General features: G+C 32.3%; 22 protein-coding genes. 9 read left to right on the top strand and 13 right to left on the bottom strand.

Annotation, left to right across the window (positions count from 1 at the left end; translation table 11 throughout):
• The first annotated feature begins 278 nt into the window (after positions 1-278).
• From thrA to thrC, 3 genes are read left to right on the top strand one after another with little or no spacing between them, the layout of a single operon-like run.
• Positions 279-2,726, top strand: a complete 2,448-nt coding sequence (gene thrA, locus NNH57_RS23550) for a bifunctional aspartate kinase/homoserine dehydrogenase I (RefSeq protein ID WP_108809286.1) — start codon at positions 279-281, stop codon at positions 2,724-2,726.
• A gap of 46 nt (positions 2,727-2,772) precedes the next feature.
• A complete protein-coding gene (locus tag NNH57_RS23545) occupies positions 2,773-3,714 on the top strand; it encodes a homoserine kinase (protein WP_074406314.1) in 942 nt (313 codons plus the stop codon).
• Positions 3,715-3,720: 6 nt separating this feature from the next.
• Complete coding sequence (thrC, locus tag NNH57_RS23540) at positions 3,721-5,010, top strand: threonine synthase (RefSeq protein WP_074406315.1); 1,290 nt, start codon at positions 3,721-3,723, stop codon at positions 5,008-5,010.
• Positions 5,011-5,041: 31 nt separating this feature from the next.
• Here thrC and NNH57_RS23535 read toward each other — a convergent pair whose 3' ends face one another.
• Complete coding sequence (locus tag NNH57_RS23535; protein ID WP_074406316.1) at positions 5,042-5,926, bottom strand: M28 family metallopeptidase; 885 nt, start codon at positions 5,924-5,926, stop codon at positions 5,042-5,044.
• A gap of 97 nt (positions 5,927-6,023) precedes the next feature.
• Here NNH57_RS23535 and NNH57_RS23530 point away from each other — a divergent pair, with 97 nt between their 5' ends.
• Positions 6,024-6,611 (top strand): hypothetical protein, encoded by a 588-nt coding sequence (locus NNH57_RS23530; RefSeq protein ID WP_074406317.1) that lies wholly within the window; start codon positions 6,024-6,026, stop codon positions 6,609-6,611.
• A gap of 61 nt (positions 6,612-6,672) precedes the next feature.
• On the opposite strand, the gene NNH57_RS23525 is transcribed toward NNH57_RS23530, so the two are convergent.
• The 6 genes from NNH57_RS23525 to NNH57_RS23500 form a co-directional block, all read right to left on the bottom strand.
• Positions 6,673-7,242 (bottom strand): NUDIX domain-containing protein, encoded by a 570-nt coding sequence (locus NNH57_RS23525; RefSeq protein ID WP_108809287.1) that lies wholly within the window; start codon positions 7,240-7,242, stop codon positions 6,673-6,675.
• A 176-nt stretch (positions 7,243-7,418) separates the two neighbouring features.
• Positions 7,419-8,819, bottom strand: a complete 1,401-nt coding sequence (locus NNH57_RS23520) for a RagB/SusD family nutrient uptake outer membrane protein (protein WP_074406319.1) — start codon at positions 8,817-8,819, stop codon at positions 7,419-7,421.
• An 11-nt stretch (positions 8,820-8,830) separates the two neighbouring features.
• On the bottom strand, positions 8,831-12,217 hold the full coding sequence (locus tag NNH57_RS23515; protein ID WP_108809288.1) for a TonB-dependent receptor: 3,387 nt from the start codon (positions 12,215-12,217) through the stop codon (positions 8,831-8,833).
• Positions 12,218-12,309: 92 nt separating this feature from the next.
• A complete protein-coding gene (locus NNH57_RS23510; RefSeq protein ID WP_074406321.1) occupies positions 12,310-13,284 on the bottom strand; it encodes a FecR family protein in 975 nt (324 codons plus the stop codon).
• 68 nt (positions 13,285-13,352) lie between these two features.
• Positions 13,353-13,925 (bottom strand): RNA polymerase sigma-70 factor, encoded by a 573-nt coding sequence (locus NNH57_RS23505; RefSeq protein ID WP_159099336.1) that lies wholly within the window; start codon positions 13,923-13,925, stop codon positions 13,353-13,355.
• A 194-nt stretch (positions 13,926-14,119) separates the two neighbouring features.
• A complete protein-coding gene (locus NNH57_RS23500; protein WP_074406322.1) occupies positions 14,120-14,533 on the bottom strand; it encodes a DUF3052 domain-containing protein in 414 nt (137 codons plus the stop codon).
• 222 nt (positions 14,534-14,755) lie between these two features.
• Between NNH57_RS23500 and gcvT the strand changes: the two genes are divergently transcribed.
• The 3 genes from gcvT (at position 14,756) to NNH57_RS23485 (ending at position 17,209) form a co-directional block, all read left to right on the top strand.
• Entirely contained in the window at positions 14,756-15,838 is a 1,083-nt protein-coding gene (gene gcvT, locus NNH57_RS23495) for a glycine cleavage system aminomethyltransferase GcvT (RefSeq protein ID WP_074406323.1), read from the top strand.
• Positions 15,839-15,921: 83 nt separating this feature from the next.
• Complete coding sequence (locus NNH57_RS23490) at positions 15,922-16,737, top strand: sugar nucleotide-binding protein (protein ID WP_108809289.1); 816 nt, start codon at positions 15,922-15,924, stop codon at positions 16,735-16,737.
• A gap of 58 nt (positions 16,738-16,795) precedes the next feature.
• Entirely contained in the window at positions 16,796-17,209 is a 414-nt protein-coding gene (locus NNH57_RS23485; RefSeq protein WP_074406325.1) for a thiol-disulfide oxidoreductase DCC family protein, read from the top strand.
• 25 nt (positions 17,210-17,234) lie between these two features.
• Here the strand turns inward: NNH57_RS23485 and NNH57_RS23480 are convergent, their stop codons facing one another.
• On the bottom strand, positions 17,235-17,420 hold the full coding sequence (locus NNH57_RS23480; RefSeq protein WP_074406326.1) for a hypothetical protein: 186 nt from the start codon (positions 17,418-17,420) through the stop codon (positions 17,235-17,237).
• A 355-nt stretch (positions 17,421-17,775) separates the two neighbouring features.
• On the opposite strand from NNH57_RS23480, the gene NNH57_RS23475 reads away from it, so the two are divergent.
• Positions 17,776-19,509, top strand: coding sequence for a mucoidy inhibitor MuiA family protein (locus NNH57_RS23475; protein ID WP_254504269.1), 1,734 nt, complete (start codon positions 17,776-17,778; stop codon positions 19,507-19,509).
• Here the strand turns inward: NNH57_RS23475 and NNH57_RS23470 are convergent.
• Positions 19,506-19,925: a hypothetical protein gene (locus NNH57_RS23470; RefSeq protein ID WP_074406328.1), complete on the bottom strand. Its 420-nt coding sequence runs from the start codon at positions 19,923-19,925 to the stop codon at positions 19,506-19,508. The two genes, NNH57_RS23475 and NNH57_RS23470, sit on opposite strands and share 4 nt — an antisense overlap.
• Positions 19,926-20,008: 83 nt before the next feature.
• A complete protein-coding gene (locus NNH57_RS23465; protein WP_074406329.1) occupies positions 20,009-21,451 on the bottom strand; it encodes a pyridoxal phosphate-dependent decarboxylase family protein in 1,443 nt (480 codons plus the stop codon).
• Between the two features lie 259 nt (positions 21,452-21,710).
• Here NNH57_RS23465 and NNH57_RS23460 point away from each other — a divergent pair, with 259 nt between their 5' ends.
• A complete protein-coding gene (locus NNH57_RS23460; protein WP_074406330.1) occupies positions 21,711-22,592 on the top strand; it encodes a LysR family transcriptional regulator in 882 nt (293 codons plus the stop codon).
• Positions 22,593-22,621: 29 nt separating this feature from the next.
• Here the strand turns inward: NNH57_RS23460 and NNH57_RS23455 are convergent, their stop codons facing one another.
• From NNH57_RS23455 to NNH57_RS23445, 3 genes are all read right to left on the bottom strand, one after another.
• Entirely contained in the window at positions 22,622-23,944 is a 1,323-nt protein-coding gene (locus tag NNH57_RS23455) for a dicarboxylate/amino acid:cation symporter (RefSeq protein ID WP_074406331.1), read from the bottom strand.
• Positions 23,945-24,122: 178 nt separating this feature from the next.
• The gene (aroC, locus tag NNH57_RS23450; protein ID WP_108809290.1) at positions 24,123-25,187 is read right to left on the bottom strand and encodes a chorismate synthase; all 1,065 of its coding nucleotides are present in this window, start codon (positions 25,185-25,187) and stop codon (positions 24,123-24,125) included.
• Positions 25,188-25,438: 251 nt separating this feature from the next.
• Positions 25,439-26,395 carry a carbonic anhydrase gene (locus NNH57_RS23445; RefSeq protein WP_108809291.1) on the bottom strand — a complete coding sequence of 319 codons (957 nt, stop codon included), beginning with the start codon at positions 26,393-26,395 and terminating at the stop codon, positions 25,439-25,441.
• Between the last annotated feature and the right edge of the window lie 235 nt (positions 26,396-26,630).

Genomic DNA, 26,630 nt, shown 5'->3' with positions numbered 1-26,630 from the left:
TAATTTAATTTTCTTTAAAAGTAAAAAATTATACATTTGAACACGCAAAGTAAAGCAAACAAATGTTTAGTACCATTTTCTTATTGGCTTTATTATTTACCTTAGGAACGATTATCGTATCTGAGGCTTCTTCTATTACAACAGGTACTATTACTATTATTACCCTTAGGGGTTAGTTCATTTATATATTACCACCGGACCACGTATGTAATTCACAAAAAAGAATTACCAACAAAGCTTTTATTAATAATTTCAACTTAAAAAATACAATATATCATATGAACGTTCTAAAATTTGGAGGTTCTTCTGTTGCTAATGCATCGACCATAGAAAGCGTAATAGAAATCATAAAACAACAATCACAAAATCAATCCTTATATGTAGTCGTTTCTGCAATGGGTGGAATTACCGATTTGTTGTTACAAGCCGGAGAGGAAGCTTCTGCTAATAATGAAAATTATAAAAACACACTGGCAGAAATTGAAAAAAGACATTTTGAGGCTGTAAAAACTCTTATTCCTGTCGTATCCCAAAGTGCAATAATAAGTAAGGTTAAAGCAGAGCTTAATGCCTTAGAATCATTGTGTGAAGGAGTATATTTATTAAGTGAATTATCCCCAAAAACTGCTGCGGTAATTGCAAGTTTTGGAGAGATGCTCTCTTCTTATATTATCTCTGAAGCTGCCAAAATAAAAGGCTTAGATATCGTTTTAAAAGATTCTAGAGAGCTCATTGTTAAAACCATTAACTCTAAAGTTGTAATAGATTATAAAGAAACCAATGCCAGAATCAAAGAATTTGCAAATAACAGTACCCACAAAGTAAGTCTTTTCCCCGGTTTTGTTGCAAGAATGCAGGATGGTGAACCCACAACATTAGGAAGAGGTGGATCTGATTTTACTGCTGCCATTCTAGCAGCGGCTATCGATGCCAACGAATTACAAATCTGGACAGATGTAAGTGGGTTATATACTGCCAATCCAAAATTAGTAAAACAAGCGAAACCTGTATATCATATTTCATATCAGGAAGCTATGGAGCTTTCTCATTTTGGAGCTAAAGTAATATACCCTCCTACTATACATCCTGTATTAGAAAAGAATATTCCTATAGTGATTAAAAATACTTTTAAACCTAAGGATCAAGGAACTTTTATTACTCGAAAGGTAGAAGAACGAAAAAAACCAGTAACCGGAATTAGTCATATAGATAGTATCTCGATCATTTCTCTGGAAGGAAGTGGCATGGTTGGCATTCCCGGATTTTCGAAACGTTTATTTGAAGCTTTATTTTTAGAAAATATAAATGTAATCCTTATTACACAAGCTTCATCTGAGCATTCTATATGTCTTGCTGTCGAAGCTTCTGAAGCAGAGAAAGCCAAAACTATTTTGGATACTACATTCGAATTTGAGATTTCTAAACATAAACTAGATCCCGTTAAAATAGAAAATGATGTAGCTATTGTTGCATTGGTTGGTGATAATATGTATCATCACCAAGGATTGAGTGGTAAAATGTTTAGTACATTGGGTAAAAACAATGTAAATATAAGAGCTATTGCGCAAGGTGCTTCAGAAAAAAATATCTCTGTAGTAATTGCAAAAAAAGACATCAAAAAAGCCTTAAACATATTACATGAACGATTTTTTGAAGTAAAAACGAAACAGCTCAATTTATTTATAACCGGTGTAGGAAACGTAGGAAGTAAATTACTTGAACAGCTTCAGCAACAAAATAAATATCTTAAAGATAAATTACGTTTAAAAATTCGTGTGGTCGGGATGTCAAACTCCAAAACAATGGCCTTTAATGAAAACGGAATTGATCTTGATAAATGGCAAGAAACCCTTGCACAAGGAGAAAAAGCCAATGCAGAATCATTTTTTGCGAAAGCAAAAGAAATGAATCTACGTAATTCTATCTTTGTAGACAATACTGCAAACCCTAATATTGCCAAGATTTATAAACACTATTTGGCAGAAAGCATGGCTGTAGTAACTTGTAATAAAATTGCATGTGCCGATGAATATTCTAATTATGAAGAATTGCAAGATCTCTCTAGAAAATTTAATGCTCCGTTTTTATACGAAACCAATGTTGGAGCAGGTTTACCAATAATAGACACACTTAATAACCTAATTGCTTCTGGAGATAATATTCATAAAATACAAGCTGTATTATCAGGCAGTCTTAATTTTGTATTTAATAATTATACCGAAGAAGTTACTTTTCATGATATCGTAAAACAGGCTCAGCAAGAAGGATATACAGAACCTGATCCTAAGATAGACCTAAGCGGGGTTGATGTAGCTCGAAAAATCTTGATCCTTGCTCGTGAAAGTGAAAAAGTTATGGAATTGGATAATATAGAGAACGAAGCATTTCTTCCTCAGGAAAGTTTAGAAACCAAAAGTGTAGACGAGTTCCTTAATTCACTAGCCCAAAACGAAGATCATTTTAAAGAAATCCTGGCCGAGGCCAATAAAAAACAATGTCGATTAAAATATGTAGCACAATATGAAGCAGAAAATGCAAAAGTAGGGTTGCAGCACATACCAGTTGATCATCCCTTTTATAATCTCGAAGGAAGTGATAATATTGTACTTTTTTATACCGATAGATATCCTAAACAACCTCTAATTGTTAAAGGAGCGGGTGCTGGAGCCGAAGTTACTGCTTCTGGTATCTTTGCAGATATTATAAGGATTGGTAAAAGTAAATAGTATAAAATGTCGGTCTGACAAATAAAATGTACTAAAAAAACAACAAATGAAAAGTATCAAAATATTTGCTCCTGCTACGGTTGCTAATCTTTCTTGCGGATTTGATGTATTAGGATGCTGCTTGGATAACGTTGGTGACGAAATGGTAGTTTCTATCACAGAAGATCCTGGTGTAAAAATAACAAAGATTGAAGGAGCTAACCTTCCTATGGAAACTCATAAAAATGTTGCTGGTGTTGCCGTTGAAGCTTTTCTTAAAGCATATGGAAAGAATATTGGAGTCGCTATTGAAATTTACAAAAAGATAAAAGCAGGTAGCGGAATAGGAAGTAGTGCTGCCAGTAGCTCTGGTGCCGTTTGGGCTATAAATCATTTATTAGGCAATCCATTTACCACACACGAATTAGTGCAATTTGCAATGGAAGGAGAAAAATTAGCAAGCGGTAACGCACATGCAGATAATGTTGCCCCTGCCCTTCTTGGTGGATTTACTTTGGTACGTAGTTATGACCCATTAGATATTATAAAACTACATTCTCCAAAAGACCTGGTAATGACAGTTATTCATCCGCAAATAGAGGTAAAAACATCAGATTCCCGATCTGTAATCAAACATAAAGTAACTTTAAAAAAAGCAATTCACCAATGGGGAAATGTAGGAGGATTTGTTGCTGGATTGTTTACAGAAGATTATGATTTAATCGGTAGAAGTTTAGATGATGTAATTATCGAACCATTACGATCCATTTTAATTCCTGAATTTAACAATGTAAAAAGCGCTGCTATTGCAAAAGGTGCTTTGGGTTCGGGGATATCTGGTTCAGGTCCTTCAATTTTTGCACTTAGTAAAGGTATGAAGATTGCAAATGACGTAGCAGGTGTGATACAAGATATTTACAACAAAACAGGAATTGATTTTGATATACACATTTCAAAAATTAATAGCAAAGGAATTAAGATAATAGAAGAAACCGAATACAGAAAATAAAAAATAATGCAGTACTATAGCTTAAATAATAATGCTCCTAAAGTATCTTTTTCTGAAGCCGTCATAAAAGGTTTAGCTCCAGATAGAGGATTATACTTTCCGGAAAATATAACTCCGTTACCCACTTCGTTTTTTGAAAACATAGAAGATCTGGATAACATTGAAATTGCCTATCAGGCTATACAACAATTCGTTGGGGAAGAAATTCCTGAACCAGAACTACGCGATATTCTGACTGATGTTTTAAGTTTTGATTTCCCTGTAGTAAAAGTCGAAAATAATATAGGAACCTTAGAGCTATTTCATGGTCCAACTATGGCTTTTAAAGATGTTGGAGCCCGTTTTATGGCGCGATGCTTAGGGTATTTTAATAAAAATAACGAAAACCAGGTTACTGTTTTGGTTGCTACTTCTGGGGATACAGGTGGTGCAGTCGCAAATGGATTTTTAGGAGTAAAAGGTGTAAATGTAGTTATTCTCTATCCAAGCGGAAAAGTAAGTGAAATACAAGAGAAACAATTAACTACACTAGGGCAAAATATAACAGCTTTAGAAGTAGACGGAGTATTTGATGACTGCCAGGAAATGGTGAAAACTGCATTCCTGGATACAAGTATTACTGATCATAAACAATTAACGTCGGCAAATTCTATCAATGTGGCCAGATGGCTCCCACAATTATTTTATTTCTTATTTGCCTACAAACAGGTTAAACATAAGAAAAAAGATATTGTATTTTCTGTCCCTAGTGGTAATTTTGGAAATATTTGCGCTGGAATTGTTGCTCAAAAATTAGGACTTCCTGTTAAACATTTTGTAGCCTCGACCAATATAAATGATACTGTTGTTAGGTATTTAGAAACTTCAGAATATCAACCAAAGCCATCAAAAGCTACAATTTCTAATGCAATGGATGTAGGTAACCCAAGTAATTTTATTAGAATACAACAGCTTTTTAATCATAGTTTTGCTGAGCTTAAGAATAATTTCTCTGCTTATAGTTTTAATGATGATCAAACCAGAGAAACTATGAAAATGATTTATAAAGAAACAGGATATATTGCTGATCCGCATGGGGCTGTTGGATATTTAGGTCTTAAAAAACAGGAACTTACTAATAATGAATATGGTATATTTCTAGAAACTGCACACCCCGTGAAATTTCTAAATATAGTCGAAGAAACTTTGAACACTACTATAGAAATTCCTAGTCAGATCCAAAAAGTAATGGATAAGGAAAAACACAGCATAACGGTAAATAGTTATGAAAAATTAAAAGAGTTCTTACTGAAGTAAGAACTCTTTTAAAAGTATAGTTTTTATTTTTTTAATCTGTAGCTAAGGATTTCATTACTCCATGAACGATATCCGTAGTAGATGCCAGGTATTTAAAATTTACCGTTGTATACTTATCTTCACTCTGGCGTACAAAAGGTGAATTATCTGCATTTTTCAATTCTGCAGTAAGTGTCACAGTTTCAAAACCAAAATTAGCGAAAAATCTACTCTCTGGTGTAGCCACTTCTCTCTTATATATAGGCACGGGAGATTCAAGACGATATAATGATTCTAAGCTAAGGCTAGATGCTAGCATTTCTATAGCTCTATCTTCATCATTATCCCAACCCATATAATCAGATCGGTGCATAGAATGAATTTTATATTCTTCGTCTTTCAATTTTTTGGTAAACATTCTTGTACCGACCATATTACTTTTCCAGTGGTCAAAAAATACAACCATGAAATTTATTTTGCGTTCCTTTAATTCTGTTAATTTCAATGCGACATAGTATGCAATCGCAACACCTGTAGCATTATGAACCGCACCAGGGCTGTCCTTAACAGTATCATAATGTGCTGCTATCACAACGTATTCGTCACTACCATTGGTAGCCGGAATCTCTGCAAAGATATTTGCGCCATTAAATAAATTTCCTTTCTTATCCTTTACATTATAAGTATGCTTTTCAGGTTTAAGCCCTATATCTTTTAAAGAACTAAATAAAAAATCGGCAGTAGTTTTCCTTTCGGAAGCACTCGATCTGCTTTTTAATTTTTTTCTTCCTCTAATAGGTTCATGGCCTGTGAGCTTGGCAACAATTCCTTTTTGGACATTAATAATCTCTGCTTCTTTTCGATCTTGTTCAGTCTGAGCTGGGGCCATCTGAATTGCGAAAATAAATAATAGTAAAAATTCTCTATAATAATTCATTTTGTAGGTTTTGTATTCTATTCCCTTTAACACAAATTTATGAAAAATCTGTAATTAAACAATTTTGTATTTTTATTGCATAAAATAACACTTTAATATGTCTTTTGCAAAAACCATACCTTTTATTATAATAACGATATTATTTGTTCAATGTGGCAATGATTCAAATACTAAAAATTTATTAAGTGCTTCAGAAAATTGGAGGAGCGAAGTTATTGAATTTCCTTTAGAATTCGCCACTTCTTTACAATATTCGGGTATAGAATATGTTCGTTTTGCTCCTGGATGGGGAAAAGAAGGTGCTTCTGACTATTTTTCATATGCATTTTTATGGGATTTAAATGAGGATCCACGACTATCTACCAAAAAAATTGAATCTGAAATGGAAGCTTATTTTGATGGTTTAATGCATTTGGTATCCAAAATGGATTCTATACAAAAGAACAAAATACCTAAATCTAAAGCTTTTTTTGAAAAAGTAAATGATTCTCTATATGTAGGAAAAATACTTACTTATGATGCTTTTACTACAAAAAAAGAGTTGAATTTAAATATTACAGTAAACTATAGTAGATGTGAATTACAAAATAAACACCTTGTATTGTTTAATTTATCTCCGCAGCCCCTCGAACATCAAATCTGGAAGAAATTAAAAAAGATCACCGTTACTACCAATTGTAAATAATAATTTCTTTTTCAATTCATGAAGACTCTTTTTGTATACGATATAAGTATCCAAAAATAGTTTAAAGCCGGGTTATTTTAAACCATTGTAGTGCTATAATGGTTTTTGCATCGTTTATCTTTCCGGATATTAATAAATCATCTATTTCCGAGATATGGTACTTACATAGCTCTATATCTTCCTCCTCCTCCTTTAGTCCCCCACCTTTATGTATTTTATCTTTCTCAGAAACTTCGGCATAATACAGATACATTCTTTCAGAAGAACCGCCTGGTGTAGCATAAAATGTAGTGATATGTTTTAAATCATTTACTTGATATCCCGTTTCTTCTTCGGTTTCACGAATAGCGCATGCAACAGGATCTTCATTTTCTTCTAATCCACCTGCCGGAATTTCAATAAGCCAACCATTACCTTTTTTTGTAGTAGGATAACGAAATTGATTGATTAAGATTAGATGATTAGTATCTTTCTCATATAATAAAATTGCAACAGAATCTCCTCGATCTACCATTTCTCGGGAATATGTCACTGGAGTATTTTTTTGAAAACGATCATGAGTAACAACGGCTTTTTTAATTTTTAAAAAGCCATCATAAATCAAATTTTCATTAAGAATTTTATAGTTCATCCATTCAAAATTAGATGTACAAAATATTACATTTTATTACTGCCAAGATATGGATTTTTAAATGGAAATATACTGATCAAATAAGTCTTTATATTAAATGAGCTCGACTAATTTTTACTATTAATCGAGCCCATTACCAATAATGACTAACTCAAATCTTGATTCTTCTTAATATTTTAATACCCCGGGTTTTGTTGATTAGCTATATTCGGGTTTACATTAATCTCATCGATAGGTATAGGCATAATTGTTCTGTTCTCTGGAGCAGAAATTACAATAGGGTTACCATCTTGAAGAAATTTACTAAATGTTATTCTATATCTACTAAGATCATAAAGTCTAAACCCTTCAAAAGCTAATTCTTTACGTCTTTCTAAAACAATTTTATCTATTAATGCCTGTCCAGTTTCTGTAGATGCAATTGCTAATGGATCGGCTCTCTGTATAATAGTGTCCAAAGTTTGTTGAGCGTCTATATTTTCATTTAATTGAGCATGAGCCTCTGCTTTGATTAAATACATTTCTGATAACCTTAATATTTGTATGTTATCATCTTGAGCCGCTACTTTGGGAAATTTCGTAACCAAATTCACACCATCATCAACCGGGTACAATTCTTTTCTAACATCTGTATTACTCAAAATATTCACAAAATCGTCTGTGGCGAAAGCATCTTTATAAGTAAGATAAAAATAACCTATGGAATTTGTTCCAGAATTATCAGTTTCATTATTTACCAATGTAAATAAAGTCTCACTATTATCATCTAAAGCCCAACTTGCAATGTATTCTTGATTCTCTAATAGTTTATTTCCACTATTATCAATTACATCGGTAGCCATATCTCTTGCTTTTCCCCATTCTTCCATATGTAAATACACTCGGGCGAGTAATGCTTTTGCTGCATAAACATCTATTCTAGAAGGAGATGACTGTTCTTTCATAAGATCAATAGCCTTTACTAAATCTCTTTCAATTTGAGCATAAACTTGAGCCGTTGTACTCCTTCCTGGTTCTTGAATAGTACCACCATCTCCCAAAGTTTCAAAATCAGGGATAGGTACTCCAAAATGAGAAGCATCTGATGTGAAATTGTAAGGTTGCGCAAATAACAATTGAAGATTATGAAATGCCAATGCTCTTAATGCATACATTTCGCCTATATATTGTTCGGCATCCTCTTGTTCTGATTCTGGAAAAGATAATGATTCTGCTTTTCTTATAATTATTGAAGTAGAAGCAATAATACGTGTAAGATCCTCCCAGGCTGGAGTTATAAATCTATTATTAGAATTTACTGTATATAAATCAAAATCAAGATATCTACCTGTATTATCAAATGCATCTATAAAAGCATTATCAGATAAAATTTCTGGAAGCAACATCAATGTACGATTATATACATCTGTATCTGCAAATAAGCTATAAGAACCATTTGCTGCTAGATTTAAAGAATTAAGGTCTACAATGGCATCTGCAACTTCTACATTGTCAGAAAATTCTTGTTCTAATGTGTCCTCACAAGCACTTAACATCAAAACTAATGCTGCAAGGATATATATTGTTTTATTTTTCATGATGCTATAAATTAAAATGTTAAATCTACACCTAAAAACAGTGCTCTCGAAATCGGGATCTCCTGGTTTAACCTACCATTGGATCCTGCCTCAGGGTCTCTTTCTAACCGATCATCTTTTACATAGGTGTATAAATTATTTCCTTTGATATAGATTCTAGCAGAAGAAAGTCCAATTGTTTCAATACTCTTAGAGGGTAATGTGTATGCCAGAGTCACATCCCGTAATCGTATAAATGACCCATCATATATAAATCTGCTGGATGGCTTAGACGATTGTCCGGTTTGTCTGTTACCATATACAAAAGCCGGTACATCTGTAATATCACCTGGTTTCTGCCATCTTCTTTCATATGTACCTCTAGTTACATTACCTGTACTAGAGAGTCTACGAGAACCATCACTAAGTGTAAATCTGTTCCAGGTATCATACACTAATCCTCCCCAAGCACTATACAACTGAAAATCCAACGAAATTCCTTTATATGAAAATGTATTTCTTAGCCCTGCATAAAAATCCGGAGTAGCATTCCCAATAATTACTTGCTCTGCATCACCATAGCTATTGGTTGTAGTATCTGATTCATCATTAATAAACCATAAAGCTTCCCCATTTTCGGGATCTACACCTGCATATCGAGGCAAATAAAATGTTTCAAAATCTTCTCCTACTGCTGTAATACGAGTACCATCTATAATAGGCTCTCCATCACCAGATAATTTTGTGATTTTGTTTTTATTGGTTGTATAATTAAAACTGGTCGTCCAACTAAAGCCATCATTGCCGCTCACAATATTACGTGTTGTAATTTCAAACTCTATTCCTGTATTTTCCATTGCACCAATATTTTGTACAATATCTACGTCTCCATTTGTAGATGAAATAGGTCTTGCTCTAATAAGGTCTGTAGTTTCTCTTTTATACCAATCAAAACTCCCTTGTATTCTATTATTAAATAAAGAATAATCAAGTCCAATATTTAAAGGTTTGTTAACCTCCCATTTTAAATTAGGATTACCTAAATCAGAGAAGAACAATCCTGGACTACCATCATAATCATTAATAGAAAAAAGATCAAATACTGCATAAGGATTATCATTTACACTATTAGAATTTTCATTACCAGCAATAGGATCGTTTCCATTCTCTCCATAACTCGCTCTTAATTTGAAGTCATTTATAAAACTTAATGAATTCATAAACTCTTCGTTGGCAATATTCCAACCAATACCAACAGACCAGAAAACACCATACTGGTTATCATCCTTAAATGTAGAACTACCATCACGTCTAAGCGACCCACTAATCAAATACTTCTCATTATAAGAATATTCTGCGTTAAGAAATATAGAATTTAATCCACTTTGTCTTCTGTTTGTAGAAGCTTCTGTAGGCAAACTACCTGCATTTAAGTCTACAAAACCATCGGGTATGTTTTCTACCTGTATATCTGTAAATTTATTTCTGGTTTTTTGTAATTCATACCCTCCAAAAGCTGACATATTATGATTTCTCCAACTCATATTATATCTCAACATATTTCTAAATAGCCAAGTGAATAAAAAATCGGAGTCCTGATTTCCTCTTCCTGTTGGTCTGCCATCTCCAAAACCAGCAGGTAGTCGTATATAATCATCTCTAAATCCTTGATTCATATTAATTGATGATTCAAATGAAAGTCCATCCAATATTTTATAAGATAGATCTGCCCCGGCCAGAATTCTATGTATAATATTTCTTCTTGTCTCGGTTTCAGCTTGGGCCACTGGATTATGGGTACTATTAAAACCAAAATTATAAGTCCCATCTTCATTATATGGAGAAATGTCTGGTCGTATTCGATATATGGATCTTACAGGGTTTGCAAAAGCACCTCCATCTGGTCTTATATCAAAAATATTTTTGTTATACGATATATTGGCACTAAAATTAATTCTATCGTTTATTCTTTGGTCTAATTTGATCCTTGAATTCATTCTTTCAAATTGAGACCCAACTATAACTCCTTCTTGATTAAAGTATCCTCCTGAAATATAATACTTTGTATTTTCATTTCCTCCTCTTAGAGATAGATCGTGTTGTTGGTAAAAACCATCTTTAGTTAACAAATCAAACCAATCAGTATTCACATCTGGATTAAATCCTCTATCTGTTATATAAGCCAAAGCATCATTATCATTATCTCTGATTCCTGCATTTTGTACCCCTTCTACCAATAACTCTTGTAATTCTGAAGTTTTAAGAGGTTTAAAGCGATCCGCAACTGTTGGAGAAGATAATCCTGCTTGCGCACTATATGAAATAATCATTTTGCCCTGTTCTCCTGATTTTGTCTGTATAACAATAACACCATTAGCTCCTCTTGTTCCATAAATAGACGTAGCCGCAGCATCTTTTAAAACAGAAATTGTTTTAATATCTCCTGGATTAAGAGAAGTAATTATAGAAGCATCTCTTGTCTGTATGCCATCAATAACGTATAGTGGAAATGAGGCTGTGAAAGATCCAACACCTCTTATTCTTACATTTGGTGTAGATCCAGGTTGACCACTATCAGAAGTTACCAATACTCCAGGAACGTTACCTTGAATACTTTCTTGGATAGCTGCTCTTGGCGTAGCATTAATTGCTTCTAATTTTACATTTATTGCTGAACCTGTAAGCCTGGATTTTCGCTGAACCGCATACCCCGTTACAACTACTTCCTCGAGATTACTAATATCTTCTTTTAGGACTACATCTATAACATTCTTAGTTACTACAATTTCCTGTGTTTCAAAGCCTACATAAGAAAACACCAGAACATCACCTTGATTAGCTTCTAATTTATAATTACCATCAAAATCTGTTAATGTTCCTTTGTTTGTTCCTTTAATAACTACATTAACTCCTGGTAAAGGGTAGCCTTCTTCACTTTGTATTGTACCGCTTACAAAATTTTGCTGTGTTTTGGTTTTTGTACCAATCGTATTTTTATTGGTTTGCTCTATTGACTTTTCTTCTATATAATCTAATAGATTTCTAAGAGCTAGTCCTGATGTTTTTACATTTCTTGGAAATAAAACAATTTGATTTTTATAAATCTTGAAATTTATATTAGTATCATCAAATAGCCCGTACAACACTTTTTTCACTCGTTCATTGGTTGCTACAAGGGATACTTTTCTTGAAATATCGACCAAATTGTTATTATAAAAGAAACGAAATTCGCTTTTTTGTTCAATCTCTTCAATGGCCATTTGCAATGTAACCTCCTCAAGGGAGATTGATATATTTTGAGAATATGTATTAAACGAAAATAGTTTTGAAATGGTAATACATATAAGTAAAGAATAAATTTTCATAATTCTTATAAGATGTTTTCTGGATAAGAAAACTCCGGAAAGGTTTTTTTTCATAATTTTGTGTGATTTTAATTATTCTAATTCTGAGTCTAGTTAAATGATTAACAGAAGAGGATGTTACCGCATCCTCTTCTCTATTTATTATATTATTCTGAATTGAGCATGACTTTGTTGTTTACATATTTATAATTAATGGGTGAAGACATTTTGATGAGTTCCAACACCTCTTTTAGGGTAAGGTTATCGAACTCTCCTGTATATTTGTATTGTAGAAGTGAATCAGATTTAATTGTAAACTCTACATTATATTTTCTGTTTAGATCTAATACAACTTGTTTTAATGGGGTCTTGTCGAAAATTAATTTACCTTCCTGCCAGGCAACTATATTTTTAGAATCCACTTTATCCACTTTGATATTACTTTTTTCTTTATCAAAAATTGCCCTTTGCGATGGTTCCAAAACGATGGGTTTTTCTTTTTGTTGTTGAAAAACTTCAACTTTTCCTGTTACCAATGTAGTTTCAATTTTTTCGTCTTTTGGATAGGATTTCACATTAAATGATGTACCCAAAACTCTAATATTGATATGGTCTGTAGTTACTATAAAAGGTTTCGTTACATCCCTTTTTATATCAAAAAATGCTTCTCCTATCAAAGTAACTTTTCTAATACTATCTGTAAATGTATTGGGGTAAGTAAGACTACTATTGGCATTTAATACAATAGTAGAACCATCTGGTAACACTACTGTTTTGTACCCTCCATGGCTCGTAGCTACATGCTTAGTAGTAGGATTAAAAATTTCTGTAGTATCAACAACCGAATTGTTATTAGGAAAAGGTGTAAACATATACCACATCATAAAAGGTACTACTATAGATGCCGCAATAGCTGTGTAATAGTATCTTTTCTTCTTAGTTCTCTTTGAAGAAAAACGTTGATACTGAGCATTGACATCCATATCACTTAACGAATCCAAAGTAGAAGCAACATATTCTGCTTTTAATAAATTGAATTGTTTTTGATGCTCGCTATCTTTTTTGATCCATTCAATTACTAATTTCTTTTCATCAGGACTGGTATCTCCCTTTATATACTTTATAAGGTCTTTTTCTTGCATTAATTACAGTCTTATATTTATACAGACGTACAAATATGTATTACCCCCCCAATTATTTTTGGTTTTTTTTAAAAAAAAGATAAAAATTCGCGTAGATGTAGCCTCATATGCTTTATAGCTTTAGACATATGATTCTCTACAGTTTTAATAGAAATATCTAATTCATCAGATATTTCCCTATTCTTTAAACCTTCAATTCGGCTTTTAACAAAAACTTTTTTACATTTCTTAGGAAGTAATTCAATACCTGTCTGTATTCTTTGTTCTAATTCTTTCTCTAATATAGAAGAAGCATCTTTATCTGCAAGTGCACTATGATTTATAAATGCTTCAAGTTGCACTATATTATTCGAGCGATTAAGCTTATATTTTTTGGATCGTAGATAATCTAGGCAGGAATTTTTGGTACTCTTAAACAGGTACCCATTAATATTAGTAGTAATATTTTTTTTGTTTTTCCAGATTTTCACAAATACATCCTGTACTATCTCTTCTGCTTCTTCTTTATTAGAAACATAGCTTTGAGCTACATATAATAACTTACTATAATAAAGTTCAAAAAGAATCTTGAAGGCTTCTTCATTTCCTTCATTTATATTCTTAATGAAAAAGCTTTGTGTTATTTGTGATTCCTTTTTCACTAGTACAATAATTCATGATAAAGGTAAATATTTTTTTTTAACGATACTACAACAAATAATTAACACTAAAAATTTCATTATCACAAAACAAACCACAAACCCTTGGTATATATGCATATATCCAAAGATTTTATTAATTTATTATTTGGGTATAAAAACTTCAAAAATAGATATATCAATAAATTTTTACCTCATTAATTTCTATCCTTGATTCTGTATACAAATTTTAATCCACTCCAATCTTTATCTATTGCAGCCACTTTTACATCAACTAACCCAATACTAATTAGATAATTTCTTATAGGATCTCTTTTAAGATCTGTAGGAATTACTGAGCTTCCTTTTGGCCAGCTTACCCATAACATTCCGTTCTTTTTTAAAGCAACCTTATACATGACTGCTACTTCCTGTAATTCTGCAAAAGTGGTACAAAAAATATGAATAAAATCTACACTTTCATTTTTAGGCTGCTTTACTTCTCTAATTCTTTTCGGTATATCTGAAAAAAGACTATAATAATAATTTGGTTGTTTATATAGCATTAGTGTATCATCATCTTTAATTCCTAATTTTTTGGCTAGAGGTGTCCCCGAATATCCTGTTGGCATAACTAAAATGTGTTTACAATACATTAATAACACTAGTCAAAGTTACTAAATACCATGAATAGAAATGTTCTTAGAATTATTTTGTACCTTTTATCTATTCAAATTTTAATCATCATTATAATGTCTAATCAATAATTTATTAGGATTATACAAAAAAGCATTGGATACCTACACAAAGTTTTTTACATTCGGCGTCTATTTGATAACCATAAATCATCTATTATGCAAAATACTGCTTTGACAGAAATTCATACTGCCTTGGGAGCTAAAATGGTTCCTTTTGCTGGTTATAATATGCCCGTATCTTACGAAGGTGTAAATATAGAACACGAAACAGTACGTAAAAGTGTTGGCGTTTTTGATGTATCTCATATGGGAGAGTTTCTTATTACTGGTCCCAATGCATTAGACCTTATCCAAAAAGTAACTTCTAATGATGCTTCTAAGTTAGTAGATGGAAAAGCTCAATATAGTTACTTACCAAATGATAAAGGTGGAATTGTAGATGATTTAATTGTATATAGAATTGCTGATCAAAAGTATCTTATGGTGGTCAACGCATCTAATATCAAAAAAGACTGGGATTGGATAAGCAGTCATAACACAATGAATGCTGACATGCGTGACCTATCTGATGAGTATTCTTTATTAGCTATTCAAGGACCAAAAGCCGCCATAGCTATGCAGTCTTTAACCTCTGTTGATCTTGAAGCAATGAAATTTTATACTTTTGAAGTGTCTGATTTTGCAGGGGTCGAACATGTTATTATTTCTGCTACAGGATATACTGGTAGTGGTGGTTTTGAAATTTATTGTAAAAATTCTGAAGTAGAACAAATCTGGAGTAAAGTATTAGAAGCTGGAGCAGATTATGATATTAAACCTATTGGTCTTGCTGCCAGAGATACATTAAGATTAGAAATGGGATATTGCCTTTATGGTAATGATATTAATGATACCACCTCTCCTATTGAAGCTGGATTAGGTTGGGTTACTAAATTCTCAAAAGATTTTATTAATGCAGAAGCCTTAGCCAAAGAAAAAGAGCATGGTGCAGAACGAAAATTAATTGGTTTTGAGTTAGATGAACGTGGTATTCCTCGTCATGATTATGATATTGTAGACGGAAACGGAAATAGTATTGGGATAGTAACTTCTGGTACTATGTCTCCTTCTTTAGGAAAAGGTATTGGTCTTGGATATGTCCCTTCGATTTTTGCAAAACCAGGAAGTAAAATCAATATCCAGGTACGTAAAAATGCAATTCCTGCAACAGTAATAAAATTACCTTTCTACAAAGGGTAGTTTTACAATAAAAATAGTATAGTTAAGTTTCAAAGTTACAGTAGTAATATTTGGAACTTAATTTTTTTTACACATCACTAACATTGAAGAAAGTTTTAATCATAGGAGCCAGTGGTTTTATAGGAAATGCATTATATAAAGAGCTTAATTCCTATTTTGATACTTACGGTACATACCATACCGACAATCCTTTTTTTGAAAAAAATCAAAAGTTCTTTCAGTATGATATGGAAATGGAAGATATCTCTATTTTACTAGATAATCTTAAGCCTACCATTATTATTACTGCTCTAAGAGGTAACTTTAATTCACAATTAGACGCGCATCAACGTATTATACAATGGATTCAAAAACATAAATGTCGACTTGTTTTTATCTCTAGTGCTAATGTATTTGATTCTTTTAGCAATTACCCATCTTACGAATATGACAAAACCCTTAGTGATAGCGTTTTTGGCAGATTCAAAATAAAAATTGAAAATGCACTAATGCGATTACCTGTTCATAAATACGTAATAGCTCGGGTGCCTATGATTTTTGGTTCTACTACTCCAAGAGTACAAGAGCTTAAAACTCTTCATGACCTTAAAGCACCTATAGAAGTTTTTCCTAATGTTATTATTAATGCAACTTCGATATTTAAGCTAACACAACAAATACATTATATCATTAATCGCAATAAGAAAGGAGTTTTTCACCTTGGAAGTACTGATCTTATTTATCATCTCGATCTAATTAAAGAAATTTGTGATGCCTTGCAATTAGATGACCCGGTTTTCAAGCAAGTCTATGATTCTAATAATGATCGCTATCTTGCTGTTTTACCAAAAGATAATAAACTTCCTAAAAATCTTCAGATTACGACACAACAGGTTATTGATTCTGTAATCGCCAAATGATTCTTAAATATATTGATAATTGGTTATTAATACTACATATTCCTATTATCTTTGTATTATGATTGAAGATGGAAAAAAGATCATATTATTTGATGGTGTTTGTAATTTATGCAACACTGCAGTCTTATTTACTATTAAACGAGATAAAAATGATGTATTTCGCTATGCTCCATTACAAAGTAAAATTGGTAAAAAATTAATCGCAGAGAGAAATATTGATCCTACAAAATTAGACTCTATACTATTAATTGAGCCTGATATTGCTTACTATTATAAGTCAACAGCCGCTCTACATATTGCAAAACAACTCTCTGGCATATATCCTCTACTTTCTGTTTTTCTTATTTTACCTAGATTCTTTAGAGATTGGATTTACGATATTATTGCCAAAAACAGGTATAAATGGTTTGGTAAAAAAGAAAGTTGTATGATTCCAACTCCAGAACTCAACGCTCTTTTTATAGATCAATAGTAATTAAATCATTGTTTATATTCCTTCATTTGGTTTCCGGTATATTAACCGAAGAATCATTTGTTCTATGTTTTACCGTATGCTCTGTTTGATGTTTTTTTCTTAGTTCATTTGATTGAGCATCTAACTTATTAATATTATCAATATGTACAATACTGAGACATATTACAGCAAAAGTAATAAGCACTATGGGTAGTAAAAGCCGTTTCATCTTTATGAGTGTTTATGTGATACTTCAAATGTATAGATAAGAATGATACAGCGTAAGGGGATTTTAACTAAGAATGCTCAGGGGGTTTTTCCCCTGCTAAAAACATAAACGAACAACTTTAAAAAGAAGCGTTACCTAAATCAAAAGGGCAATTCACTCAATTCTGGTTTTTATAAGAAAAGCAACACTATACATTCGCTTTATAATTAAAACCATACTACTATGAAGACCTATACATTATTATTTTTGTTTTTTTCATTTATAATAGCATCTGGCGCTGAAAAAAAAAACTAAAACTACAATAGAAGAGGTAACCGTGTATCTTGAAGGAGCACAAATAAAACGAATAGCCTCTGTGAATTTAACTTCGGGTATCAATGAGATCACATTATCAGATCTATCTCCTAATATCGAAGAAAACAGTATTCAAATATCTGGATTAAAGAATACATCCATTCTTGCCATAAATTTCGCAATTAATTATCTGGAAAAGAAAAAAGATTCTGAAGAGTTAGCATCTTTAAAAAAACAACTAAAGTCAATATTACAGCAAAAAAATAATTTTAATAATAATGTATCGGGTCTTCAACAAGAACAAAAACTTTTAAATAACAATCAACGTATTGGAAGTGATGAAACCCCTATTTCCTTAGAAAAAGTAAAAGAAATTTCTGCTTATTATCGAGAAAGATCAACAGCAATAGAAAACGAAATATACTCACTCACTCAAAAGGTAAATGATCTAAATAATCAAATCAAAAACCTTAAAAATGAAATCAATAAACTTGAAGGTCACACCAAAGAAGAACGAGGTGAGATCAAATTGAAACTAGACTCCCCTATTGCCTCTAATTTAATCTTAGAAATACGATATAATGTTGCTAATGCTGGATGGTTTCCTCTATATGATATTAAATCAAATAGCACAGAGTCACCACTTAATATAACTTATAAAGCAAATGTATATCAACAAACGGGGACAGATTGGAAAAATGCAAATATCATCCTATCTACCGGAGACCCTAATACTAATAACCTAAAACCAGATCTAAATCCAAAATATTTAAATTTTACGTATCGAGGATATAGAAAGGATAATACAGTTAACAAGTATTCTTATAAATACAATCCAACCATAAGAAGAGTATCTGGGATCATTACAGATGAACAAGGGATGCCTCTTCCCGGGGCTAATGTAGTAGAAAAGGGAACAACTAATGGAATACAAACAGGTTTTGACGGGAGATACACTATAAATATCCAGGGTGGCCGAGAGCTTTTTTTCTCTTATCTTGGGTTTAATAATAAAACGATTCCTATCCATTCTTCATCCATAGATGTAAAATTAGATGAAAGTTTAGAATCATTGGAAGAAGTAGTTGTTACTTCTAAATTACGAGGAAAAATTCGTGGTCTTTCTTCCACCGAAAGAAAGGAAGAAAAAAAAGAGTACAACCAAATCGTCGAAACCAAAGAATCGGGAATAACCAGTACCCGATTTAAAATCAAAAAGAAATACACCATTAATTCTAATGCCGATATTACCGTAATTGCTATTGACAAATTTGATATGAAAGCCGATTATCAATACTATACCGCACCAGAACTTAATGAAAACGTATTTCTTACCGCAAAACTAGGAAACTGGGAACAATTTAATCTCTTAGCAGGAGAAGCGAATATCTATTTTGAAGGGAGTTTTGCTGGTAAAACAAATATTGATCCTCTGGCCACAACAGATAGTTTAACCATTTCTCTAGGTGTAGATCCAAATATTGTTGTAAAAAGAGAACTACTCGATAATTTCAAAAGCAAATCCTTTACAGGAAATAATAGAATCATAAATCGTGGGTACAAAATAAGCATCAAGAACAACAAACAAAATAAAATCTTTATTACTCTAGAAGATCGTATGCCAGTTTCACAAAATAAAGAGATCAAACTGGATAATATAAATTCTGGTAATGCAAAGTATGATACCAAAACCGGCATTATGACCTGGAAACTAGACATTTCTTCTAACCAAAAGGTAGAAAAGCAATTTTCTTATCAAGTTAAATATCCAAAAAACAAACAGATTACCCTTTAACGCCGAAATGTATAACGAAAACCATCTTTAAACTGTTCGTCAACGACAAATTCATTAGTTGTAATCTCAAAATTACCTAAGTTTCTTTCATTGACGATCAGTTCTTTATTACCATTTATAGTAATAATAGAAAAAGTATAAATTCCTGTTGGAAATAAATCTTCGGTAGAAGAATTAGCAGCGTTATTATTAGTTACTTCTACTCTTTTTTTAGTATCATCAAAGTCCCAAACTATAACTCCTTTATCAAAATCATCATTTATACCTGCAAACCCACCTGTAACATTTACTAAATTCCAAATCCCTGTTAAGCCAGATGGATTAGAAGGCGGATTAACTGGGGCACCATCATCATCCCCACTACAACCTATTATTGTAAATAAGAATATTACATAAATAAAATGTTTCATCTCCATTATTTTTGGTTACTATTATATAACAGTAGATGAATTACATTTAGTATACGTTGCGTTAACAAATGTTAAATATCAAAATCTAATTACACCAAAGTTTCTGCAATATGCTCTATTTCATCCAAAAGAGCTCTTAGATCATCTTCGTGAGTTAATGGGTTCATAATCGTAGTTCTTAAATAGCGATGCTCTCCTATTGTTGTCTGAACAATATAAAACTTACCAGATTTCACTAACCTTTGGCGAATAGTATTATTAAGAGTATTAAGATCCTCGCTATCTGTTTTGAAATATCTGAAATTAATAATATTAGCTTCTGGCTCCAGCGCTAATTCGAAAGAAAGTCGCTCTCTTATCATTTTGGCAAAGACCGAACTCAGATCATAAAGTTTATCAATATTCTTTTCGAATATTTCTTCTCCATATGTCTTAAGGATGGTATACACCTTAATAGACATCATTAATTTTGTACATTCAAAAGTTCGTTTTCCCGAATTGTACCATTCCCTGGTATGTTGAGAATCCCAAAGGTATTGAGCTTTTTGGGCAAATGTTTGATAAGCATTTTCTTCTTTCTTAAAAATTAATGCTGTGTTTAAAGCAGGAGTCATTAACATTTTATGAAAATCTATAACTACAGAATCAGCACGAGATATTCCATTAGTTAAATGTTTATATTTTTTTGAAAACACCACTCCGCCACCATGTGCTCCATCAATATGAAACCACAGGTTATTTAGTTCTGCAAAATCTGCTAATGCTTCTAAATCATCATATGACCCTGTGGCAGTAGAACACGCACAACCGATAAGTGCAATCACATGAAACCCATCAGATTTAGCTTTATCCAAATACTTACTTAGTACACTTGTATCTATTTTAAAATCTATATCTACTGGTACTTTAATAATTCCTTCGCTTCCTAAACCAAGAATTCTGGCTGCTCTATCAATACAATAATGCGCTTCTTCAGAAACCATAACTGCCAATTTTTCTTGATGTCCCTGTTCCCAAACAGCAGATGGAGCTTTAGCTTTACGTGCTGCTAATAAAGCTGTAAGATTAGCCAAAGTACCTCCCGAAGTAAGAAAACCAGAAGTTTCTGCAGTATATCCAATTCTTTGCGCTACAAAATCAGTAACGATCTTTTCAATTGCATTAGCCGCCATTCCCATTTCATATACACCAGTACCGTTATTTAACAAATCAGACATCAATCCAGCCAAAGTTGAAACTAATGCAGGAACTGCAACTTGATGACCAATATATCTTGGGTGATGTACCTGAACTGAGTGATCTAAAATACTTTTAAATACATCTAATGTCCCCGAATCTGATTCAAAATCTTGTTTCCAATAGGATAGTTCCTCTTCTGGATTGCGAAAAGGTAATACAGGATGTTCTCGATCGGTTTGAACCTTTTCTAAGTGATCTGCAAGTAAATCAATAACTTGATGTCCCATCTTTCTGAAATCTGAAGGATCATAAGCTTTCTCTAACATATCTGTTTTTGGTATTGTATTCTGCATGTCTCGTATTAGAATTAGGTCTTTTAATAGCACATATATAAAAAATTAATAATCAGGAAAAAATCAGCCTGCATACCAAGCAGTTAAAGTATCAACTACATTAAGACAATCTACCAGAATAGCAGGCTGACAAGTTCTGATCAGTAATTCTCCAATATGCGCAATAGATTAAACAAACATTTAAACATTTCAAAATTAGCTATCTATATTTATAATAAAAAATACTTAATTTTGATAAACTAATAACAAAAAGTAATAAATGACACTTCAGCAAATAAAAAGTGCAGTTACATTATCAGAAAAATTAAATTTCACGAGAGCGGCAGAAGAACTAAATATTGTTCAACCGGCTTTAAGCAGACAAATTAAACAGTTAGAAGAACAAATTGGGGCTATTCTATTTATAAGAGATAAACGTAACGTAAAACTTACTCCTGCTGGGTTACATTTTGTAAAAGAAGTAAAAAAACAACTTTCTCAATTAGAAAGATTAAAAAAGCAAACTGTTAATATTCACAATGGGCATGCCGGAGAGATCAATATAGGGTTTACACATTCTATAATGCAAACAATCTTGCCTGAGATTCTAAAAACAATTAATTGTCAAATACCTGGTATAAAAGCAGTTTTAAAAGAAATGAATAACCGTGATCAATATTTGGCATTACAACAAAACGAATTAGATATTGGTTTTGCCACCAACCCGATGGTTCCTTTTAATTTGAAAAGTAAAGTGCTTCGTATTGATAATTTTTTAATATTACTACCCGAAGACCATCCTGTTGATAAACATAATTATACCGATTTTTCTGTTTTTTCTAATGAGGAGTTTATATTTCCATCTGTAGCAGATGGTCCGAATTATGTTCATATCCTGGAGTCTATCTGTATTGATGCCGGTTTTGCCCCAAAAATTATTCACGAAACAGATTCTGCAAGTACTAGTTTCAGGCTTGTTGAAGCTGGGTTGGGAATTTCTTTCGAACCTGTATCTTCATTACAGGGACATGAATTTCCTATAAAAATTATTGAATTAAAAGATATAAAACAGAAGGCGCAGCTAACCATGATGTGGAATCCCCAAAGAGAGACAGAATATCCACTATTATTTGAATTACTTAAAAACTGGGCTGTTGGTTAAATAAAATAGTAAATCAAGTTTGATTTAATTTACCCTTGATAATCATCGTCCCATTCTTTTACATTAGGTTCGCCTAATTTCCCAACTGATTTTGCTACAATCATAGACACAGTAGCATCTCCAGTAACATTAACTGTTGTTCTTAACATATCTAAAGGTCTGTCTACGGCAAAGATTAGTGCTAAACCAATTGGTAATTTATCCGACGGAAAACCAATTGCTTCTAATACAATAACCAACATTACCATTCCTGCTCCGGGAACAGCGGCCGATCCTATTGAAGCCAATAAAGCAGTTAGTACAATAGTAATTTGATTACCAAAAGTTAATCCTTCTGGCCAAAGCACTTGCATAATAAATACTGAAGCTACTGCCTGATACAAACTGGTACCATCCATATTGATAGTGGCACCAACTGGTAATACGAAACTAGATACTTCTTTATCTACACCGATATGCTCTTCTACTCTTTCCATGGTAACAGGAAGCGTAGCTGCACTAGAACTTGTCGAAAATGCTAATAATTGTGCAGGGCTGATCTCCTTTAAAAACCATAATGGAGACTTCTTGGTAATAACAGCAACTAACGTACAATAGAACACGATCATTAACGCTAATCCAAATATTACAACACCAGCATATTTTAATAATGCTAACAATATATCAGGATCATCAGAAGTAACCACTACATTAGCTAATAATGCAAAAACAGCATATGGCGCTGTAAGCATAATCAAATCAACCATCTTTAATACTACATCATTTAAACTATCAAAGAATTTTTTAAGAGGTTCTGACTGCGCAGGTTTTATTAATAGCATACTAATACCCAAGAAAATCGCAAAGAATATCACCTGCAACATCATTTTATTGTTACTCATTGCTTTAAAAGCATTTTCTGGTACCATATCAACAATAAACTGTAAAGGACCACTTTGTTTTTGCTTACCAGCCTCAGCGATACGCTCAGATATTTTAGCATTACCTGCATATTCTGTACTTAGTTTTTCTATAGTCTCGGGAGTAATTCCATTTCCTGGTTTAAAAGTATTGACCAGTAGTAAACCAATAGTTATTGCAATCACCGTAGTTAAGATATAAATAACGATGGTTCTTCCTCCTATCAATTTAAATTTAGAAATATCTTTTAGATCAGAGATTCCTTTGATCAAAGAGGCTAAAATTAAGGGAACTGCAATTAGTTTTAATAGGTTTACAAATATGGTCCCCAAAGGGGCAATCCAATCTCCTGTAAATCCCTTTCCCCATGAAAGTGTTGTCATTAAAAATCCGAATAATATACCTAATATCATTCCGATCATAATTTTCCAATGCAGTGCAATTTTTTTCATGTGAAGAATTTAATTTTTAAGCCAAAACAGCGACCAATATATAAATTTAAAATAATAAAAGGGGATAGAAATTGCGAAATACGAAATAAAAGGCCAGTTTTCTTAGTATATAAGTGTTTTACAGGCCAGTAATTTTAATTTGTGTCCACACATTAAAACTACACTATTCTATATTAATTTATTTCTTAATTGTTCTATTCATTAACCAATAGTCAACAAGTACCAAAGCAGCCATAGCCTCTACGATAGGTACTGCTCTGGGAACTACACAAGGGTCATGTCTCCCTTTTCCTTGCATAGTAACAATATTACCTTCTTTATCAATAGTTTCCTGATCCTGCATAATTGTAGCTACTGGCTTAAAAGCTACATTAAAATAGATATCCATTCCATTAGAAATCCCTCCTTGTATACCTCCAGATAGATTCGTTTGTGTAGTACCATCGGTATTAAAAAGATCATTATGCTCACTTCCTTTTAGTTCTGATCCGGCAAAACCACTTCCGTATTCAAATCCTTTAACTGCATTAATAGATAGCATAGCTTTCCCTAATTCGGCATGTAGCTTATCAAAAGCCGGTTCTCCTAATCCCACAGGTGCACCAGAAATAACACAGCTTACAATTCCGCCAACGGTATCTCCTTCTTTTCTAATTTGTTTGATGTAGTGTTCCATTTCCGAAGCTAACTTAGGATCCGGGCATCTTACAATATTACTTTCGGTTAATGATAAATCAAGTTCGGTATGACTTTTTTCTAATTTGATGGAACCAACACCACTCACATAGGCCTGAAATTTTATATCAGACAATACTTGTTTAGCGATTGCTCCTGCTACTACTCTACTTGCTGTTTCACGAGCAGAAGAGCGTCCTCCTCCTCTATAATCTCTAATACCGTATTTCTGATCATAGGTATAATCGGCATGAGACGGTCGATAAGAATCTTTAATATGAGAATAATCTTTAGATTTTTGATTTGCATTTTTGATAGCAAAACCTATCGGAGTTCCTGTTGTAATACCTTCAAAAATACCAGAATAAAACTCGACAGTATCAGGTTCTTTACGTTGTGTAACAATAGCCGACTGACCAGGTTTTCGGCGATCAAGTTCTTGTTGAATAGCGTCTAAGTCAAGTGTTACACCAGCGGGACAACCATCAATGACTCCGCCAATTGCTACTCCGTGCGATTCTCCAAAAGTAGTTACCTTAAATAGGTTACCAAATGTATTTCCTGCCATGCATACAATTTTTAGCAAATGTAATTTTTAATCTTCAAAAATACAGTAGTATTATGATATAAAAAAGCCAAACTCTAGATTGTTAATCCAAGAATTTGGCTTTTTATTTTTACTATAAAACGAACTAATTATAGTGTTAAGTTAAGCGTACTTTAATCTAATCAAACTCTTATTTCTTTGTATTCATTGAAACAAAGACAGTTACGACTTATCCGATACAATACATTTAAACCTGACAGTAATATAAAAAACTAATAGTAAAAAAAATAATCAGGTACTAGCACAATATCCCTATCATTTGTTTCTTGTACAGGTCTAAAATTATCTGAATACAGTCTTGTAAAAGCTTTTATTTGATTTCTAGACATTCTAATTTTTCTGGTTAAAACATTCCAATTAACCCCCTCAGAACAAGGTGGGGTTGTTAACGAACCTGAATAGTTGTATCTTGACTTGTTTCTGGGTAAAAGATGTGCTAAATTTATTAGTCGTGTTACTTCTAAAATAGAATTCCCCTCTTTAGGGAAGTTAGAACTTTTCCAGAAACTATTATATCTCCTATTAAACCTTCCTCTTTCAACTAATAAACCCACCACTAAAAGATCTTTATCGTTTTCTGAATTCGTATGAACAAAGTGAATCTCTAAAGGTGAAAATCTACTATCAATAGTATGTTCACTAGATGCATGCACATGAAACTGAGCAAGGTTATAACGGACTCCTTTAAGTTTTACATAACTTCCCGGCTTAGGACTGAACTGGATGGTATGAGTATTATTTAGTACATTTAAAGTAGATTTCTTATAAAAAAAATGTAAGCCATCTTCATCATCAAAATAATCTCCATAACCATTACTAGTTCTACAATTGGATGAAATATCAATTGGAGATTGACTAGTTCCTTCTGCACATAAAACAAAATCTGGTGATAAGTTTCCCCAAAATTCTGGTCCAGTAGCTCCATTATAAGACCATTTTACTGTCGATTTTTTAGCATTACTATACTCTTCCTTATAATTTGACAAATAACTATTATAGGTTTCATACTCCCAAGGGTATAATTTTTTGCTTTGTTGATTGCCACTATTTTGAAGTTTATTATCTGTTTTTTTCTCTATTTCATCTTTGCTACATGAAGTTAAGAACGAAAAAGCTATAAAAAAAGAAACATACACAAATAAGCGTGTAATAATTGTGTGATTTTTCATGTTAATTTAAGCTAATGGTTAATATAATCACATCAACGTATTAACTATGCTAATTATTATCAAAATAGTTCTAAGTGGAGGCAAATTAATTAAAACTTCTAAAATTCATATTACAAGTTAGAAAAAGAACAGATTTTTAATATTCTGGTAACAAATCATTTTAATGATTAAATTCAGATAACAATAAACTCATCATTAGATAATTATTAAAAAAAACGAATTTATTTAATTTGTG

The organism is Aquimarina spinulae, assembly GCF_943373825.1.
GTDB lineage: Bacteria > Bacteroidota > Bacteroidia > Flavobacteriales > Flavobacteriaceae > Aquimarina > Aquimarina spinulae.
Note: the sequence above shows the minus strand (reverse complement) of the source record. Positions and strands in the feature narration are given on the sequence as shown.